Origin of the sequence: Labedaea rhizosphaerae (assembly GCF_004362825.1) — a bacterium.
Taxonomy (GTDB): Bacteria; Actinomycetota; Actinomycetes; order Mycobacteriales; family Pseudonocardiaceae; genus Labedaea; species Labedaea rhizosphaerae.
Genome location: NZ_SNXZ01000001.1, coordinates 758,460 through 774,624 on the forward strand (window position 1 = coordinate 758,460; position 16,165 = coordinate 774,624).

At 69.8% G+C, this 16,165-nt stretch carries 11 protein-coding genes and 1 tRNA gene; 3 read left to right on the top strand and 9 right to left on the bottom strand.

Annotated features, from left to right (window positions below; genetic code table 11):
* Positions 1 to 10 precede the first annotated feature (10 nt).
* On the bottom strand, positions 11 to 2,911 hold the full coding sequence (gene dacB, locus EV186_RS03320; RefSeq protein WP_133847586.1) for a D-alanyl-D-alanine carboxypeptidase/D-alanyl-D-alanine endopeptidase: 2,901 nt from the start codon (positions 2,909 to 2,911) through the stop codon (positions 11 to 13).
* A 127-nt stretch (positions 2,912 to 3,038) separates the two neighbouring features.
* Here dacB and EV186_RS03325 point away from each other — a divergent pair, with 127 nt between their 5' ends.
* Positions 3,039 to 3,536, top strand: coding sequence for an inorganic diphosphatase (locus tag EV186_RS03325; RefSeq protein ID WP_208115526.1), 498 nt, complete (start codon positions 3,039 to 3,041; stop codon positions 3,534 to 3,536).
* A gap of 58 nt (positions 3,537 to 3,594) precedes the next feature.
* Here the strand turns inward: EV186_RS03325 and EV186_RS03330 are convergent, their stop codons facing one another.
* From EV186_RS03330 to EV186_RS03340, 3 genes are all read right to left on the bottom strand, one after another.
* Positions 3,595 to 5,190 (bottom strand): MDR family MFS transporter, encoded by a 1,596-nt coding sequence (locus EV186_RS03330; protein ID WP_133847588.1) that lies wholly within the window; start codon positions 5,188 to 5,190, stop codon positions 3,595 to 3,597.
* Positions 5,191 to 5,201: 11 nt separating this feature from the next.
* Positions 5,202 to 5,687: a MarR family winged helix-turn-helix transcriptional regulator gene (locus EV186_RS03335; protein WP_133847589.1), complete on the bottom strand. Its 486-nt coding sequence runs from the start codon at positions 5,685 to 5,687 to the stop codon at positions 5,202 to 5,204.
* Positions 5,688 to 6,339: 652 nt separating this feature from the next.
* Positions 6,340 to 7,659 carry a serine hydroxymethyltransferase gene (locus tag EV186_RS03340; RefSeq protein WP_133847590.1) on the bottom strand — a complete coding sequence of 440 codons (1,320 nt, stop codon included), beginning with the start codon at positions 7,657 to 7,659 and terminating at the stop codon, positions 6,340 to 6,342.
* Here EV186_RS03340 and EV186_RS03345 point away from each other — a divergent pair.
* Positions 7,658 to 8,119, top strand: a complete 462-nt coding sequence (locus EV186_RS03345; RefSeq protein ID WP_133847591.1) for a DUF4442 domain-containing protein — start codon at positions 7,658 to 7,660, stop codon at positions 8,117 to 8,119. The genes EV186_RS03340 and EV186_RS03345 overlap by 2 nt on opposite strands.
* Here the strand turns inward: EV186_RS03345 and EV186_RS03350 are convergent.
* From EV186_RS03350 to EV186_RS03360, 3 genes are all read right to left on the bottom strand, one after another.
* Positions 8,106 to 8,624, bottom strand: a complete 519-nt coding sequence (locus tag EV186_RS03350; protein ID WP_133847592.1) for a gamma carbonic anhydrase family protein — start codon at positions 8,622 to 8,624, stop codon at positions 8,106 to 8,108. The genes EV186_RS03345 and EV186_RS03350 overlap by 14 nt on opposite strands.
* 22 nt (positions 8,625 to 8,646) lie before the next feature.
* Entirely contained in the window at positions 8,647 to 9,861 is a 1,215-nt protein-coding gene (locus EV186_RS03355; RefSeq protein ID WP_133847593.1) for a glycosyltransferase 87 family protein, read from the bottom strand.
* A gap of 76 nt (positions 9,862 to 9,937) precedes the next feature.
* Positions 9,938 to 10,011: transfer RNA gene (locus EV186_RS03360), tRNA-Thr, on the bottom strand.
* A 122-nt stretch (positions 10,012 to 10,133) separates the two neighbouring features.
* On the opposite strand from EV186_RS03360, the gene EV186_RS03365 reads away from it, so the two are divergent.
* Positions 10,134 to 11,795 carry a hypothetical protein gene (locus tag EV186_RS03365; protein ID WP_208115461.1) on the top strand — a complete coding sequence of 554 codons (1,662 nt, stop codon included), beginning with the start codon at positions 10,134 to 10,136 and terminating at the stop codon, positions 11,793 to 11,795.
* Between the two features lie 1,114 nt (positions 11,796 to 12,909).
* Here EV186_RS03365 and EV186_RS03370 read toward each other — a convergent pair.
* Positions 12,910 to 14,112 (bottom strand): DNA polymerase III subunit delta', encoded by a 1,203-nt coding sequence (locus tag EV186_RS03370; RefSeq protein ID WP_133847594.1) that lies wholly within the window; start codon positions 14,110 to 14,112, stop codon positions 12,910 to 12,912.
* Positions 14,109 to 16,127 (bottom strand): bifunctional MFS transporter/dTMP kinase, encoded by a 2,019-nt coding sequence (locus tag EV186_RS03375; protein ID WP_133847595.1) that lies wholly within the window; start codon positions 16,125 to 16,127, stop codon positions 14,109 to 14,111. The genes EV186_RS03370 and EV186_RS03375 overlap by 4 nt, the downstream gene beginning before the upstream one ends.
* Positions 16,128 to 16,165: the final 38 nt, after the last annotated feature.

Consider the following 16,165-nt stretch of genomic DNA (forward strand, 5'->3'; position numbering starts at 1 on the left):
GCTACCCGACTCAGCCGCACCCGCATTCCCGAAGACGCGCGGCGACGGCGTCCAGCGCGGGCGGGGCCTGCAGGCCGTCGCCGTTGTTGCTCATCAACGCGAACACCAGCACCCGGCCGTCCTTGTCGAGCACCACGCCCGCGAGGGTGTTGACGCCGGTCAGCGTGCCGGTCTTGGCCCGCACCCAACCCTTGCCCTCCTTGGACTTCGCGTCGTGGAAGCGCGGGTTGAGGGTGCCGCTGCCGCCGGCGACGGGGAGCCCGCCGAGCAGCGGCCGCAGCTTGGCCGTGCGCGGGTCCTTGCCGTCGGGTGCGGCGGCGACGGCGAGGACGTCGGCCAGCAGCTTGGCCGTTGCTTTGTCCTGTTTGGACAGTCCACTGCCGTCGACCATCTGGTAGCCGGAGACGTCGAAGCCGTTGTCCTGCAACACCTTGCGCACGGCGCGGACACCGCCCGCGTACGAGACCTCTTCGCCGTTCTGCTTCGCGACCTCACGCAGCACGCCCTCGGCGAGCATGTTGTCGGAGATCTGCAGCAGGTTGTCGATCAGCTCGACCAGCGGCGCCGAGCGGACCTCGCCGAGCACGGGCGCGTTGGCCTTGGCGGTGGCCGTTGCGTTCTCCGGGACGGTGGCGCCGAACGCGTCGGCGATCTTGGTGGCCACCGCGCGGGCCGGGCGCGGCGACCGCGTGGACTTCTCGTCCTCGGTCGGATCGGCGCGACCGCCGTCCATCATCACCGGCTCCATCGGCGTCTGGTAGCCGGCGGCGACATCCTTGGGGTCCCAGCCGGGCGCGAGCAGCGGGCCGGAGTAGCGGTGCACGTCGATGAGAACCTTGTTCACCTTGCCGCCGGTGGCCTTCTTGACCTGCGCGATCAGGTCGTCCACGTGGGCCGAGCCGGGGTAGACCGAGTCCTCGCCGGGCGGCAGCGAGTTCAGCGTCAGGTCGCCGCCGCCGACCAGGATCACGGTGCCCGGTTGGTCGCCCTGGACCACGCGCGTGACGAACTGCGTGGTGTGGTCGAGGCTCAGCAGCGCGGCCGCCGAGGTGAGGATCTTGCCGGTGGACGCCGGGGTGAGGCCGGTGTCCGAGTTGCGATCCCACAGCACGGTGCCGTCCGCAGGGTCGACCACGACACCGGTCAGTGTGCCGAGCGCGCCGGCGGACGCGGGCCCTTCCAGGGCTTGCGCGACGCCGGACTGCGTCGGATTGGGCGCCTGCGGGTCCGGGCCCTTGAGCTGCGGGGCGAAGGCGACGGGCGAGGGCGGCGGCGCGATGGCCACGTCGTTGCCGCCCTTGAGGCCCAGCTTGCCGGCGAGCCCCGGAACCGTGAACACGACGCCGGCCGCGACCGCGAGCACCACGACCAGGGACAGGAGCGTGATCAGCAGGCCCTTGCGCCGCCGACGCGGCGCCGGCTGGTCGTCGTCTTCGTCGTCCTCGTCGTAGAGCCGGTCGTAGAGGTCGTCGTACTCCTCCGGCTCGGCGGCCTTGCGCTGCAGCAGCTCCCGGTGCGGCGGCAGCGGCTCCGGGTCGCGGCGCTGCAACTCCTCGCGTCGTGGCGGCGGCTCGAGGTGGAACATCTCGGTGCGCTCGGCGGGCGACTCGGGTTCGCGCTCCGGCAGCCGAGGCTCGATCCGCATCGGGCGGGCGCGGGGCGGGCCGACCGGCGGGATCACCCGGCCCGGCGGCGGACCGGACGGGCGCGGCGGACCTTGGCGTTGCGGTCCTTGCGGTCCTTGCGGTCCTTGCGGGCGCTGCTGAGGCCGTTGCAGTGGGGACGAGGGCGGCGGCGGACCTTGCCGTCGGGGCGACTGGAGCGCGCGCAGGTCGATGACCTGGGTGTCCTCGACGTACCTGCGCAGCAGCGCCGGCTGCTCACCGGTGGTCGCGACGCGCTGCGTGCTCTCACTGTCGGCTTCATGCCCACGGTCGTGCTCGTGCTCGTACTCACGGTCACGTTCGCTGGCGGGCTCACGTGCGTGGCCGTACTCGCGTTCGTGCTCGCGGTCGGACGTGCGCTCCCGGTCGTCGTCATCAAGCTCGTCTTCCGGCCCACCGACCGGTTCGTCGACGGCGACCGACTGGGTGTCCTCGCCGTCGCGGTCCTCATCCTCGCTGCGGTCCTCGGGAATCCGCAGGTCAGCCGTCGCCTGAGCCTCCGGGTGCGGCTCGGGCTCGGTCGGCACCGTCTGCTCGGGATCCGGCTCGTCCACCCACCGGAAGGATTCAGCGGGCTCAATCCCCTCGAGCCGCTGACCTGCGCCTTCGGATTCAGCGGGCTTAATCCCGTCAGGCCCGTGACCTGCATCTTCGGGTTCAGCGGGCTTATTTCCCTCAGGCCGCTGACCAGCTGTTTCGGGTTCAGCGGGCTTGTTCACCTCGGCCGCGGCGGGCTCCTCGGGAGCCTCCGCGTCGGAGGCGGGTTCGACATCCTCTTCCGGCTCTTGATCGGCCGCCTTGGGCAACTCGGCCGTCGCGGGCGGCTCGGCGGGCACCCGAACCGTGTCGTCGGAACCATCGGGCTTGTTCTCCTCCGGCTCCGCAGGTGGCTCCGGCTCACGCTCGACAGGCCGCTGACCTGCTATTTCGGATTCAGCGGGCTTGTTCACCGCCGGCGTGGAAGGCGCCTTGTCCTCGGTCTCGGGGGATTCAGCGGGCTTGTTCACCTCGGCAGCGGCCGGCTCGTCCACGGCAGGCTTCGCCGGGGGCTCGTCCGGGATCTCTTCATCGTCCGTCGGCCACTGCGGCTCGCTCGACGCGGCAGGTTTTGGCTGGTCAGCGGGCTTCGTGGATTCAGCGGGCTTGTTCCCGGACGCCTTGGGGGTGCTTGCCTCGGCAGCGCCTCGGTCCTCGTCGTCGGTCGGCCACATGGGGGCGTCCTGACCCGGCTGACGTTCGTCGGGCACGCATCCTCCTGCTGACTCCCACGCGGATGAACGTCACATTGTTCCCCCGCCGTCTCGATGACGGTCCCCGCCCCGCCGTGGTCCACACTAGTGGCGTAGGACCAGGGCTATGACGAGCGAGGACTGCGTGGAGTTCGACGTCACGATCGAGATCCCCAAGGGGAACCGCAACAAGTACGAGATGGACCACGAGAGCGGTCGCATCAAACTGGACCGGACGCTGTTCACCGCCACCCAGTACCCGGCTGACTACGGCTTCGTCGACAACACCCTCGGCGAGGACGGCGACCCACTGGACGCGTTGGTGCTCGTCCAGGAGCCGACCTTCCCGGGCTGCCTGATCCGCGCCCGCGCGATCGGCATGTTCCGCATGAAGGACGAGAAGGGCGGCGACGACAAGGTCCTCTGTGTACCCGCGCAGGACCCGCGCACCGAGCACCTGCGCGACATCCACCACCTCGCGGAGTACCACCGCCTGGAGATCCAGCACTTCTTCGAGGTCTACAAGGACCTCGAACCGGGCAAGAGCGTCGAGGGCGCCAGCTGGGTCGGCCGCACCGAGGCCGAGGCCGAGATCCAGCGCTCCTACCAGCGGCTCAAGGACGCGGGCGGCAAGCTCCCCTGAGGACACGAAAGGGCCCTGCACCGGCGAACGGTGCAGGGCCCTTGTCCTCCCCCGAGGATCAGACGGTCACGGGTTCGAGGTTCTGCTGCTCGGCCCGCAGTTCGATGCCGGACTTGTCCGACAGCGGCTTCTCCTTGAGGAACCAGATCAGCACGAACGCCACCGCGACCACGATGCCGCCGACCAGGTAGACGGTGCTCAGCGAGCTGGAGAACCCGTCGAGGATCGGCGTCTTCTGGGTCGGGTCGAGCCTGGCCAGGAACGACGTGTCGTTCAGGTCGATCCCGCCACCGGCGGGCATCGCCGGCAGGCCGGCCGCGGCCCGTTCGGCGCCGATCCGGCCCGGCAGCAGGCTGAACAGGATCGACAGGAACACCGCGGTGCCCACCGTGCCGCCGATGGACCGGAAGAACGTCGCCGACGAGGTCGCCACACCCATGTCCTTCGGCGCGACGTCACCCTGGATGGCCAGGATCAGCGTCTGCATGCACAGGCCGAGGCCCGCACCGAAGAGCAGCATGACGGCCATGGTCGGGATCAGCGACGTGGTCGTCCCCACCGTGGAGAACAGGAACATCGAGACCGCGACCGTGCCGAGGCCGATGACCGGGAAGATCTTGTAACGACCGGTCTTCGACGTGATCACACCGCTGCTCATCGAGGCCACGAGGATGCCCGCGGTCATGGGCAGGGTCAGCAGCCCGGACTCGGTGGGCGACGCGCCCTTGACGATCTGCAGGTACAGCGGCACCGACATCATCGCGCCGAACATGCCGACACCCATGATGAAGTTGACACCGTTGACCAGGCTGAACGTCGCCCGGCGGAACAGCCGGACCGGAAGCAGCGCGGCATCACCCATGCGGTTCTCGACCCACACGAACGCGGCGAGCCCGAGCACACCGATCGCGTACATCGACAGCGACGCGGCGGAACCCCAGCCCCACTCGCGACCCTGCTCGGCCACGACCAGCAGCGGCACCAGGCCGGCGGTCAGCGTGACCGCGCCCCAGTAGTCGACGCGCTGCTCGACCTTGCGGTGCGGCAGGTTCAGGAACCTGGCGACCACGACGAGCGCGAGCAGGCCGATCGGCACGTTGACCATGAACACCCAGCGCCAGCCGTCGATGCCGGCGAACGTGTCGAGGCCGGCAAACAGGCCACCGACGAGCGGACCGACCACACTGGACAGTCCCCACACTGCCATGAAGTAGCCGGTGTAGCGCGAGCGTTCCCGCGGCGACACCATGTCGGCGATGATCGCGATGGCCAGCGACATCAGACCACCGGCGCCGAGCCCCTGCACCGCGCGGAACGCGGCGAGCTCGTACATCGAGGTCGAGATGCCGGACAGCACCGAGCCGACCAGGAAGAACGAGATGGCGGTCAGGTACAGCGGCTTGCGGCCGTAGAGGTCGGAAAGCTTGCCGTAGAGCGGCGTCGAGATCGTCGACGTGATCAGGTACGCCGTCGTCACCCAGGCCTGGACGGTCTGGCCGTGCAGTTGGTCGGCGATGGTCTTGGTCGCCGTCGACATGATCGTCATGTCGAGGGCGGCCAGGAGCATGCCGAGCATCAGGCCGGACAGCACCGTCATGATCTGGCGGTGGGTCAGCCTGCCCCCGTTCTCGGCGGTAGATATTGGTTCGGACATCTGAACTCCCCTCAGGAGCGCGCGAAGGCGGCGCACTCGGTGACGAACTGCGGCAAGTACTTCTCGTGATCGGCGAGGAACCGCTCGAAGAGCTCGACGAACCGCTCCTGGTCCGCGGGCGCCCAGTCGGCGAGCATCCCCGCGATGGCCTTGGTCCGACGCAGCCGATTGGTCTCGACCAGTGCCTGGCCGGCGGGCGTGACGGCCAGCACGCTGGCGCGCCCGTCCTCGGGGTCGGCCTGGCGTTCGACCAGCCCGTCACGAACCAAGGCGGCGACCTGCCTGCTGATCGTGGACGGATCGGCGAAGACCGCCTCGGCGAGCGCGCCCGCGCGCATCGGGCCCTGCACGTGCAGGGTGCCGAGCAGGACGAACGCGCTCTTGTCCACGCCGAGCTTGGCGAGCTGGGAGGCGACCGTCGCGGACTGCCTGTGCAGCGCGGTCAGCGCGGCGGCGAGCCGCTCGGCCACGTCCAGGTCGTTGACCTGCGTAGTCATGGCCACCTCCGTCTCTTTGCTTGAGTCATCCAAGTACTTGCTAGATACAAGCATGCTCGCTCCGAAGCTATTCCGGCAACCGAATTACCTGTGACCGCAGTCGCACACCACCCCGTGCCGACCCCACTACCGCCCGCACACCCCCAACACCCACCCTGACCTGCCAACCCACGATCCAGCGGGCTTAATCCGCCGGGGCGCCCGCATCCCGCAACCCCGCCCCAAAAGCGCCCCTGACCTGCGGTCCACGGATTCAGCGGGCTTAATCCCGCGAGGGCCCGGCAGGGCCTCCCCCTACGAGTCGACGGAGCGCTGGCCTGCGAGTTGCGGATTCAGCGGGCTTATTCACGCAGCAGGCCGCGAGCTGCAGAGTCAGGCGCGAAGAGGCGTTGACGTGCACACCTGTGAATCAGCGGGCTTAATCCCGCCCGGCCGAGCAAGGAGCCGCAAACCTCGCCCGAGAAGGCGCTGACCTGCGGGTGCGGGATTCAGCGGGCTTAATCCCGCGAGGGCGGGCGAGGGCCGCAGGACAGGCATCAGCGGGCGGCTGACCTGCGGGTTGGGGTTGAGCGGGCTTAATTCGGTGGGGGCGTGCGGGGGTGCAGGTCGAGCCTTGAAGGGGGCCGCGACCTGGGGGTATTGATGGGGAGGGCTAGGTGAGGGTGTAGCCGGGCATGGGGTACGCGGTGAGGAGTTCGCGGACCTCGGCGGCGATGCGGTCGATGGCCTGCTCGTCCTCGGCGGCGCCTGCCTGGATGGCCAGGTCGATCCACTCGGCGAGCTTCGGCATGTGCGACGGGGTGAGACCACGCGTGGTGATCGCCGCGGTGCCGAGGCGGACGCCGGACGGGTCGAACGGCTTGCGCGGGTCGAATGGCACCGTGTTGTAGTTCAGCTCGATGCCCGCCCGGTCCAGCGCCTTCGCGGCGGGCTTGCCCGCTACGCCCTTGCCGGTCAGGTCGATCAGGATCAGGTGGTTGTCCGTGCCGCCGGACACCAGGTCGAAGCCCCGCTCGAGCAGTGCCTCGGCCAGCGCCTTCGCGTTGGCCACGATCCCCGCCGCGTAGTCGCGGAACGACGGCTGGGCGGCCTCGTGCAGTGCCACCGCGATCGCCGCGGTCGTGTGGTTGTGCGGGCCGCCCTGCAGACCCGGGAACACGGCCTTGTCCAACGCCTTCGCGTGCGCCGCATCCGACATCAGCATCGCGCCACGCGGCCCGCGCAGCGTCTTGTGCGTCGTCGTGCTGATGATCTCCGCGTGCCCGACCGGCGACGGGTGCGCGCCACCGGCGACCAGGCCGGCGATGTGCGCGATGTCCGCCACGAGCACAGCCTCGACCTCACGTGCGATGGCCGCGAAGCCCTCGAAGTCGATCGTCCGCGGGATCGCCGTGCCGCCACAGAAGATCAGCTTCGGCCGCTCGGCCAGCGCCAGTTCACGCACCTCGTCCAGGTCCACGCGGCCGGTGTCCTTGCGCACCCCGTACTGCACGGAGTTGAACCACTTGCCGGTCGCGGACACGCTCCAGCCGTGGGTCAGGTGCCCGCCGGCGGGCAGCGCCATGCCCATGATCGTGTCGCCGGGCGAAGCGAGTGCCATGTACACGGCCAAGTTCGCGGGCGACCCCGAGTACGGCTGCACGTTGGCGTGCTCGACACCGAAGACCGCTTTGGCGCGCTCGATTGCCAGCGTCTCGACCTGGTCGATGACCTGCTGACCTTCGTAGTAGCGCTTGCCGGCGTACCCCTCGGAGTACTTGTTGGTCAGCACCGAGCCGGTCGCCTCGAGCACGGCGGCCGACACGTAGTTCTCCGACGCGATCAGCCGGATCTTGTCGTGCTGGCGCTTGGCCTCCGCCTGCACCAGTTCGGCGATCTCGGGGTCGGACTGGGTCAGATGCGGGATTGCTGGCTCATGCACGCGCTGATGATAGTGGCCGACTAAGTTACTCACGAGTAATGTGCTGAGCATGGCAGATGACTTCGGCTGGGTCGCCGACGCGATGTACAAGACCGTGCCCTGGGTGTCCACGGCCGGGGTGAAGTTCACCGAGCTCGCCGCCGACCGCGTGGTCGCGACGCTGCCCGATGTCGAGGGCCAGCGAAACCACATCGGCGGCCCGCACGCCGCCGTGATGTTCGGCCTCGCGGAGACGGCCTCCGGCGCCGTGGGCCTCGGGTCGTTCGCGCACCTGATGGACCGCGCGGTGCCGCTGGTCGTGAAGTCCGAGATCCGCTACCGCAAGGTCGCCATGGGCGAGCTCACCGCGGAGGCGGTGCTCGGCCGGCCGGCCGCGGAGGTCATCGCCGAACTCGACGAGGGCAAGCGCCCGGAGTTCCCGGTCGACTGCACGATCCGCAACGCCGAAAGCGTCACGACGGCCGAGATGACCGTGGTCTGGACGTTGCGACCGAACGCTAAGCCGGCCTGACGGAGTTCGCGTGCCTGCGGGCGAGCTCCTGGTAGATGTCCGGGTTGCCGTCGACCCACATCTTGGCCTGCCCGTCGAGCGGCACCTGGCGCTTGGCCGGTGAGCCCATCGCCACGGTCTCGGGCGGGATCTCCATGCCCGGCGTGACCGTGGCGCCCGCCGCCACCAACGCACGCGCACCGATCTTGGCGCCGTCCTGCACCGTGGCGCCGTTGCCGACCAAGGCCTGCTCCCCGACGGTGCAACCGTGCACGACGCAAAGGTGCCCGACGGTCGCGCCCGGCCCGATCTCGGTGCCCTCCGGGCCGCCGTGCAGCACGCTGTTGTCCTGGATGTTGGCGCCCGCGCGGATCACGATCGGCCCGAAGTCGGCGCGCAGCACCACGCCGTACCAGACGGAGGCGTTCTCCTCGACCGTCACGTCGCCGACCAGCGTGGCCGTCGGCGCGATCCACGCGGCCGGGTGCACCTTGGGCGCGGCACCTTCGAACTCGAACAACGGCATGGCCCGAGCATAGTGGCGGTGGTCAGACCATCACCGGAACCGACGACTCGGCCGCGACGCGCGCGTTACGCCGGAGCCACAAAACGAATCCCACAGCGCAACCGAGGTAACACAGCACCCACCAGTTGTGCAGCACCTCGCGCGGCCAGCCGGACGCGGGCAGGTACAGCCAGCCGGACAGGATGTTCGAGTCCGAATGCGACGGATACTCGTCCGGGAACCCCAGGCACACCAACCAAAACACCGCGGCCGAGCGGTAGGCACCTCGGGCGAGCAGCCACACGAGGAGCAGCACCGGCCAGACCCAGTGGTGGTTCCAGGAGTACGGCGAAACGACGCAACTCAGCATGCCTGCCATGGAGATCGCCGCGAGTGTGTGACCTTTCCGGTGCAGGACAACGGCAAGCGCCATCCCGGCGACACCTACAACCACGGCCGCGATCAGCCAGGTGATCTTCTCCGCGTGCGTCTGGCCCATCGCCCGGAGCAGCCCGCCGTTGATCGACTGGTTGCCGGGGTTGAACGGGAACGCCACGCGGTTGAGGTCCAGGAACGTGCCGTGGAACCAGTACTGCGCGGCACTGCGCGGCGCGGCCACGAAGCTGATGCCCACCGTCACCGCGAACGTCGCCGACGCGATCGCCGCCGCCCGGAACCGCCGCGTCAGCAACAAGAACGGGATGAACAGCAACGGCGTCAGCTTGATCCCAGCGGCGATGCCGGTGCCGGCGCCACGCCACTTCTCGCGGGCGCACACCAGGTCCCAGGTGACGATCGCGAGCAGCAGGACGTTGATCTGACCGAGGTAGAGCGTGATGCGCACGGGATCCAGCCAGATCGCGAGCCCCGTCGTGAACAGGCCGAGCCGGGTCAGCTCGGCGCCGCGGTGCGTGGTGAGACTGCGCCAGCACACGCGGCTGACCAGGAACAACAACGCCACGTCGGCGCCGAGGACGAGGAACCGGGCGACGAGCTCCGGCACCAGCGAGAAGGGCGCGAACAACACCCCCGCGAACGGCGGGTAGGTGAAGAGCAGCCCGCTGGTCACCGGTCCGTCGTAGAGCGGTGCGCCGTCGAGCACGCGACCGCCGCCGGCCTGGTAGACCAGCATGTCGATCTCGTAGAAGTTGGCGTTCGGCCACAACAGGATGCTGAGCACGTGCAGGCCGAGCAGCCCCGCGAACACCCACGGCCCGGCCGCGATCACACGCCGGCGCCAGTCGGTCCCCTCCCCCATGGCGGGGATTGTGCTGGACGCGGGCGTGCGCACGAGAAAGGCCCCACCGGCTGACCGGTGGGGCCTTCACACTGCGAGCCGCCTGTCGGAATCGAACCGACGACCTGTTCATTACGAGTGAACCGCTCTAGCCGACTGAGCTAAGGCGGCAGTGCGCGACATAGTCTAGCCGGAACCGATGCGTCACCAGCGGCGGGTGCCGTCGTTAGGGTGGGTGACGCAGCACACGGCTCGTGCCGGTCGGCAACGGTGCCCTAAGGAGGACCCCGCAGATGCGCAAACGCCTGCCCGTCGTGATGGCGTTGCCGCTGGCTGCCGCCATGCTGGCGCTGGCCGCCGCTCCCGCTGCCGCGGATCCGTCCACCATCGTCACGACGCCGATCCCGCAGCCGGCCAACCCGAACGACCCGCCGGCGTCCGGCACCGCCGACCCGCACCCGACCGGCCGTGCGGTCGGCGACGCGGGCACGGGGCTCGCGGTCGTGCGCCTGCTGCCGAACTCGGCCCCGACCGGGACGATCCTGCCGGGCTACTCCGACAAGCTGCCCAAGCAGCCCGCCGCCGAGCTGGGCTTCGGGCTCTCGAGCGCGCAGGCGAACTCCGAGGCGTACCTGGCGCAGGAGCGGTCGATCGCGCAGGCCTCCCCCGGCGGGTTCGCGTTCCAGGGCAACACGCCGCAGACGCCGGGCTCGCTGGCCCAGATGGCGCTGCCGGACAACAAGGAACCCATCACGGGCGGCCTGAACCCGCCGTCGACGCCGCTGGACACGCTGCTCAAGGTCGGCGCGTTGCAGGGCCAGGTGCACGCCCGGTGGAGCGAGACGCTCGGCCCGTGCGTCGGCACGATCTCGGACGCGAGCACGTCGCTGGGCAGCCTGTCCGTGCTGAACGCCATCCCGACGCTGCCGAACTTCACGGAGCTCGACAAGGCGTTCGACATGAGCAAGCTGACCGACGTGCAGCAGCAGGCGACGAAGCTGCTGTCGGGTCTGGCCGGCCCGCTGTCCAGCCTGGGCGGCGTGCTGCCGACGGGCGGCAAGGGCACGGGATCGCTGCTGAGCCTGCCGAACACGATGTCGACGCGGTCGGTCGTGCGGCTGGTCGACCTGCCCGGCTCGAAGCACAAGGCCGTGCAGTCGGTGTCGACGCTGCAGGTCGCCTCGGTAAAGCTGCTGGCCAACACGCCGATGGAGATCTCGCTGAACGTGGTCAGCCAGCCGACGCTGACCGCCACGTCCGGCGGCGACGCGAAGACGTCGACGATCACCTACAAGGCCCCGGTGATCACCGTGACCCAGGGCGGCAAGGACCTGGGCACGCTGAGCAGCTCCAAGCCGAGCCTGGACATCCCGATCGGCGTGCCGCTGCCGAAGCTCGAGAACGTGCTGCCGAGCCAGCTGAAGAACCTGCCGCTGGTCGGCAACGTGGCCGCGCTGCTCGACCCGTCGCAGCTCAGCGGGCTCGACCCGAACCAGCTGAAGATCGACATCGGCGTGCTGCGGCTGAACGTCGCCGAGTTGACCAAGAAGGAACTGCCGCTCGAGATGAACGGCCTGAAGGGTTACCAGATCGGGGCGACCGCCCGGATGCTGGACCTGCAGCTGCTGCCGACCGACGCGCTCGCGTTGCCCGACCTGCCGTCGGCGCTGGCCCAGGTGTCGCTCGGCGAGCAGGTGACCCGCGCGGCCGCACCGGAGGGTGGCGTCGTGTGCGGCAAGACGTCGGCGCCGACGCAGAACCCGCCGGCCGGGCAGGGCAGCGGACCGAAACACCTCGCGTACACGAATGCCGCGTACCAGGCCGTACCGATGTTCTGGTCGGGGACGGCGATGCTCCTGGTGGGCGTGGTCATCGTGGCCGCGATGCCGGGCCGGCGTCCGCAGCGGGTGACGGTGAAACCGTCTCCGTCGCCGAGGCCGCCCACAGAGGACTGACCGGGGTCAGTTGGCCGTCCGTGGATCTCCCCGCGCCTGAGATCCACGGACGGCCTTAGCCCCGGAATCACCCCCGCTGGCGCTTAACCCACCCTCGCGGAATCAGGCCCGCTGAGTTCCCCGCGCCTCCCCGCACCCCACCCCCCACTCACCCGCTCCGAGGTTGACCCGGAGCGGGCAGTCTGCCTTGCCCGCGGGATTAAGCCCGCTGAATCCCACACACCCACGCTGACCAGCCCAAACGCGCCGCCCCGTGAACAAGCCCGCTGAATACCGCGCGGTCTCGTGCGCCAACCCGCGGGTGGTCCTCCCACCCTCGAAGGCGCTCCCCCGCCATCTGGGAATAAGCCCGCTGAATACCGAAGCCAGCCGCTGAGCTGGGCAAACGCAAGCTCCCGGGATTAAGCCCGCTGAACTCTGAGGGGGGCTGGCGGCCGGGTCGGACCGGGTCGAGGGGATGGGACTGAGCAGGCGAGGACGAGACGCGCCGATGGGGTCGCCCGAGGCACTCCCGTCGCCGAGTCCTGAGCGAAGCGCGGGGATTAAGCCCGCTGAATGCCAAACGCAGGGGCTGAGCTGGGCAAACGCGGGACCCCCGGATTAAGCCCGCTGAACTCCGGGGTGGCGCTGGCGAGTGCGGCGAGCCTTGACCGGGCCGGGTTGAGGGGTGGGCTTAAGCACCCGAGGCCGAGACGCGCCGATGGGGTCGCCCGAGGTCCTCTGGCCGTCGAGGACCTGAGCGAAGCGCATGGGGAATAAGCCCGCTGAATGCCAGACGCAGGCGCTGAGCTGGGCAAACGCCGGACCCACGGATTAAGCCCGCTGAACCGTGGGTGGGCTGGCGGGTGGGCGAGCCGTGACAGGGCCGGGCTGGGGGCGATGGGTACTGAGCACGCGGGGGCGAGATGCTCGGGATGGGGTCGCACGGGGAGCTCTCGTCGCCGGTGCCTCTGGCGGGAGGCGAGGAAATAAGCCCGCTGAATGTCAAGTGCCGCGGGTGAGCTGGGCAAACGTGCCGTCTTGGGATTAAGCCCGCTGGATGCCAGGTACTGCGGGTGAGCGGGGTGAATGCACCGACCGGGGTGAGGGGCGGGGCGGGACGGGGTTGGGTGGGTTAGCCGCGGTATAGGGCGGTGATCATTGCTTCTACGGCGATGCGGGGCTTTACGTTGAGTTCGAGGGCTTCGCGGCAGGCCAGGACGGCTTCCAGGCGGGTGAGCGTGGATTCCGGGGTCCAGGCGGTGGCGGCCGTCGTGGATTGGCGGGCGTGGTCGGGGTGGTTCAACGCCGCTTCGGAGCCGGATGCGGTGATCAGGACGTCGCGGTAGAAGCCGGCCAGGTCGACCAAGGCCAAGTCGAGGGCATCGCGCTGGGTTCGGGTGGCGCGGGACTTCTGGCGCCGCTCCAACTCCCGTTCCGCCCCCTTGGCGCCGCGGGTCGCCGCCGCGGTGCCCTTGCCGGTGCCGCCCGCGCCCAACGCCGTGCGCAGGGCTTCCTTCTCGGCGTCGTCGCGGGTTTTGCTCACCTCGGACGCGTCGCGTTCGGCGGCCTTGACCAGTTCGTCGGCCGCGGCGAACACGTCGGAGAACCGCCGGACGCCCAGCGGGATCCGCAGGACGGCGGCACGACGGTCGCGTGCGGCCTCGTCACGTGCGAGCCGGCGCGCCCGCCCGATGTGGCCCCCGCACACCGACGCGGCCCACCGCGCCATCTCCGGCTCGATGCCGTCCCGCAGCACCAGCACCTCGGCGATCGCCGGGGCGGCCGGCGTGCGCAACGCCATCGGGCGGCAGCGCGAGCGGATCGTCACCGACACGTCGTCCGGGTGATCCGACGGCGCGCACAACAGGAACACCGTGCGCTCCGGCGGTTCTTCCACCGCCTTGAGCAACGCGTTCGCGGCGCCTTCGGTGAGCCGGTCCGCGTCGGCGATGATCACGACCTGCCAGCGCCCGCCGGTCGGCCGCCGCGCGGACGTCTGCACCAGGGCTCGCATCTCCGCGACCGAGATCGACAGACCTTCCGGCACGACCACCCGCACGTCGGCGTGCGTGCCCGACAACGTGGTGCGACAGCCGTGGCACTCCCCGCAGCCGGGGATCGGGCCACCGTCGACGCACTGCAACGCGGCCGCGAACGCCGACGCGGCTGTCGACCGCCCGGAACCAGGCGGCCCGGTGAACAACCACGCGTGCGTCATGCCGGACGCGTCGGACGTGCGCCCCTCGACCAGCGCCTTGCCTGCGGTCGCGGCCGCGACCAGCACTTCGACGGCGTGCTCCTGGCCCACGAGTTGCGACCACACACCACCGGTCACGAGGTCTCCACGGGTTCGACGGCAACGAGTTCGGGCAGCTTGCGCCCGGCCAGCGACGTCTGCACGGCCAGCCGCACGCGCTCCGCCACATCCTCCACGGCGCCGTCCGCGTCGACCACGACGTAGCGGTCGGGGTCGGCGGACGCCATCTCCGTCAGCAGGTGCTGCACCGCCCACCGCTGCTCCGTCGCCGCCCGCGGGGGGCGCGTGGAGGAGTCGCGGTCGAGCAGCACGGTCATGTCCGGGCGCAGCCGCGCGGTCGCCCAGTCGGCGAGGCCTTCGAGTTCCTTCTGGTCGAGCCCGGCGTTGGCCGAGAGCTGGGCGAGCGGGCTGTCCACGAACCGCTCCATCACCACGACCGCGCCGCGGTCCAGCGCGGGTCGGATCTGCCGCTCGACGAGGTCCGCACGCACGGCAGCGGCCACCAAGGCCCGCGCCCGGGAGCTGGTCAACGCGGCATCGGAGAGCAACGTCGACAAGCGCCGGTCGTCCAGGGCCGGGTCGCTCGCCAGCAGGATCTCCCGCTTGCCGGAGTGCCGCAGCGAGTCGGCGAGCAGCGCGGCCTGCGTGCTCGTGTCCGCCACCGTGTCGCCCTCGACGGCGATCAGCAGGCCGGTGCGCCTGCGCGGGATCTTGCGCAGCACGGCGAGCAGATCGGACATGATCGTCTCGCTGCGCCGGTCGTCCATCTGCCGGTACGCGATCACACCGAAGAGCGCGGCAAGCAAGCCGGCGAGGAGGAGCACCGGGCGGGTGCCGTCGATGGTCATCGGCCGGCCGAGGACCTCGACCCGCTTCGGCCGCACAAGCGCGACCAGCGCGGGCACCACGGCGGTCGAGCCAAACAGGATGATCTTCATCAACGACTGGTAGATCGCGTTGATGCGACCGCGGATCGAATCCTCGATCTGGGTGCCGATGATCGTCATGCCGGTCAGGAACGCGATCCCGGCGCCGGCGCCGACCACCGCGACCGCGATCAGCGACACCGCCAAGTGGGGCGACAACGCCACGATCGCCAACGCCAGACCGGCAACGACGATCGCGATGCCGAACAACCGGTTGCGCGGCATCCGCTGGGCGAGCTTCGGCGCCGAGGCCATGCCGGTGCTCAGGCCGAGGAACACCGCGAGGAAGAGCAGGCCGAACGCGGCGGGACCGGCCTGGAGGCTGTTCACGTAGGTGTTGGCCGAGCCGATCACCGCGCCGCCGGCCGCGAATGCACCGACCATGCCGATGAGCAGCCCGCGCACCAGCGGGGTCTTGCGAACGAACTTGCCCGCGTCCTTGACCATCGCCAGGAAGCCCGGCTGGTCGACCTGCTCCTCGGCCTTCTCCCTGGCCTTCTTCTCGTCCTCGGCCTTGGCGACCGCGGTGTCGCGCAGCGACAGCTCCGGGATGCGCGTGGCCACCAGCAACGCGCTGGTCAGGAACAGCGCCCCGATGAAGATGACGATGACCTTGGCGATGCCGAGGTTGTCGTGGCCGAACTGGACGTGGAAGAGCGTGCCGAAACCGTTGATGATCGCGTACAACCCCGCGGCCGTGACCACGGAGATCCCGTAGGTCATCACCAGGCCGAGCTGGTTCGCGGTCTCCACCTGCTCCTTGCGGCGCAACAGGTTCGGGATGGCGGAGTCCTTCGACGGGATCCACATCATCGCGAAGCAGCCGACCAGGAAGTTGCCGATGAACAGCCAGACCGTGCTGCCCACCAGGCCGATCGAGACGAACAGAGCACAGCGCGCGAGGTCGCAGACGACCATGATCTTGCGCCGGTCGAACCGATCGGCGAGCAGACCGCCGATCGGGGCGAACAGCAGGCCCGGCAACAGTTGCGTGAGCACGACACCGGCGAACGCGAAGCTCTTGAGGCGGTAGTCGTGCACGAGCGTCGTGACCAGGCCGGTCAACGCGAGCAACGAGAGCCAGTCGCCGATGCTGCAGAGATAGGTGACACCCCAGAGCCTGCGGAACGCGCGAATGGCCAGCACGCTGCGCGCGCGGTGCACCATGGACGCGTCGGACTCGGCCGACGCACCATCGCCGACCC

What these genes read in the sequence shown, in the direction of transcription:
- EV186_RS03330 (WP_133847588.1), bottom strand. Translation starts at nt 5,190, where the DNA reads ATGTCCGAACCAATATCTACCGCCGAGAACGGGGGCAGGCTGACCCAC.
- EV186_RS03335 (WP_133847589.1), bottom strand. Translation starts at nt 5,687, where the DNA reads ATGACTACGCAGGTCAACGACCTGGACGTGGCCGAGCGGCTCGCCGCC.
- EV186_RS03345 (WP_133847591.1), top strand. Translation starts at nt 7,658, where the DNA reads ATGGCAGATGACTTCGGCTGGGTCGCCGACGCGATGTACAAGACCGTG.
- EV186_RS03340 (WP_133847590.1), bottom strand. Translation starts at nt 7,659, where the DNA reads ATGCTCAGCACATTACTCGTGAGTAACTTAGTCGGCCACTATCATCAG.
- EV186_RS03350 (WP_133847592.1), bottom strand. Translation starts at nt 8,624, where the DNA reads ATGCCGTTGTTCGAGTTCGAAGGTGCCGCGCCCAAGGTGCACCCGGCC.
- EV186_RS03355 (WP_133847593.1), bottom strand. Translation starts at nt 9,861, where the DNA reads ATGGGGGAGGGGACCGACTGGCGCCGGCGTGTGATCGCGGCCGGGCCG.
- EV186_RS03365 (WP_208115461.1), top strand. Translation starts at nt 10,134, where the DNA reads ATGCGCAAACGCCTGCCCGTCGTGATGGCGTTGCCGCTGGCTGCCGCC.
- EV186_RS03375 (WP_133847595.1), bottom strand. Translation starts at nt 16,127, where the DNA reads ATGGTGCACCGCGCGCGCAGCGTGCTGGCCATTCGCGCGTTCCGCAGG.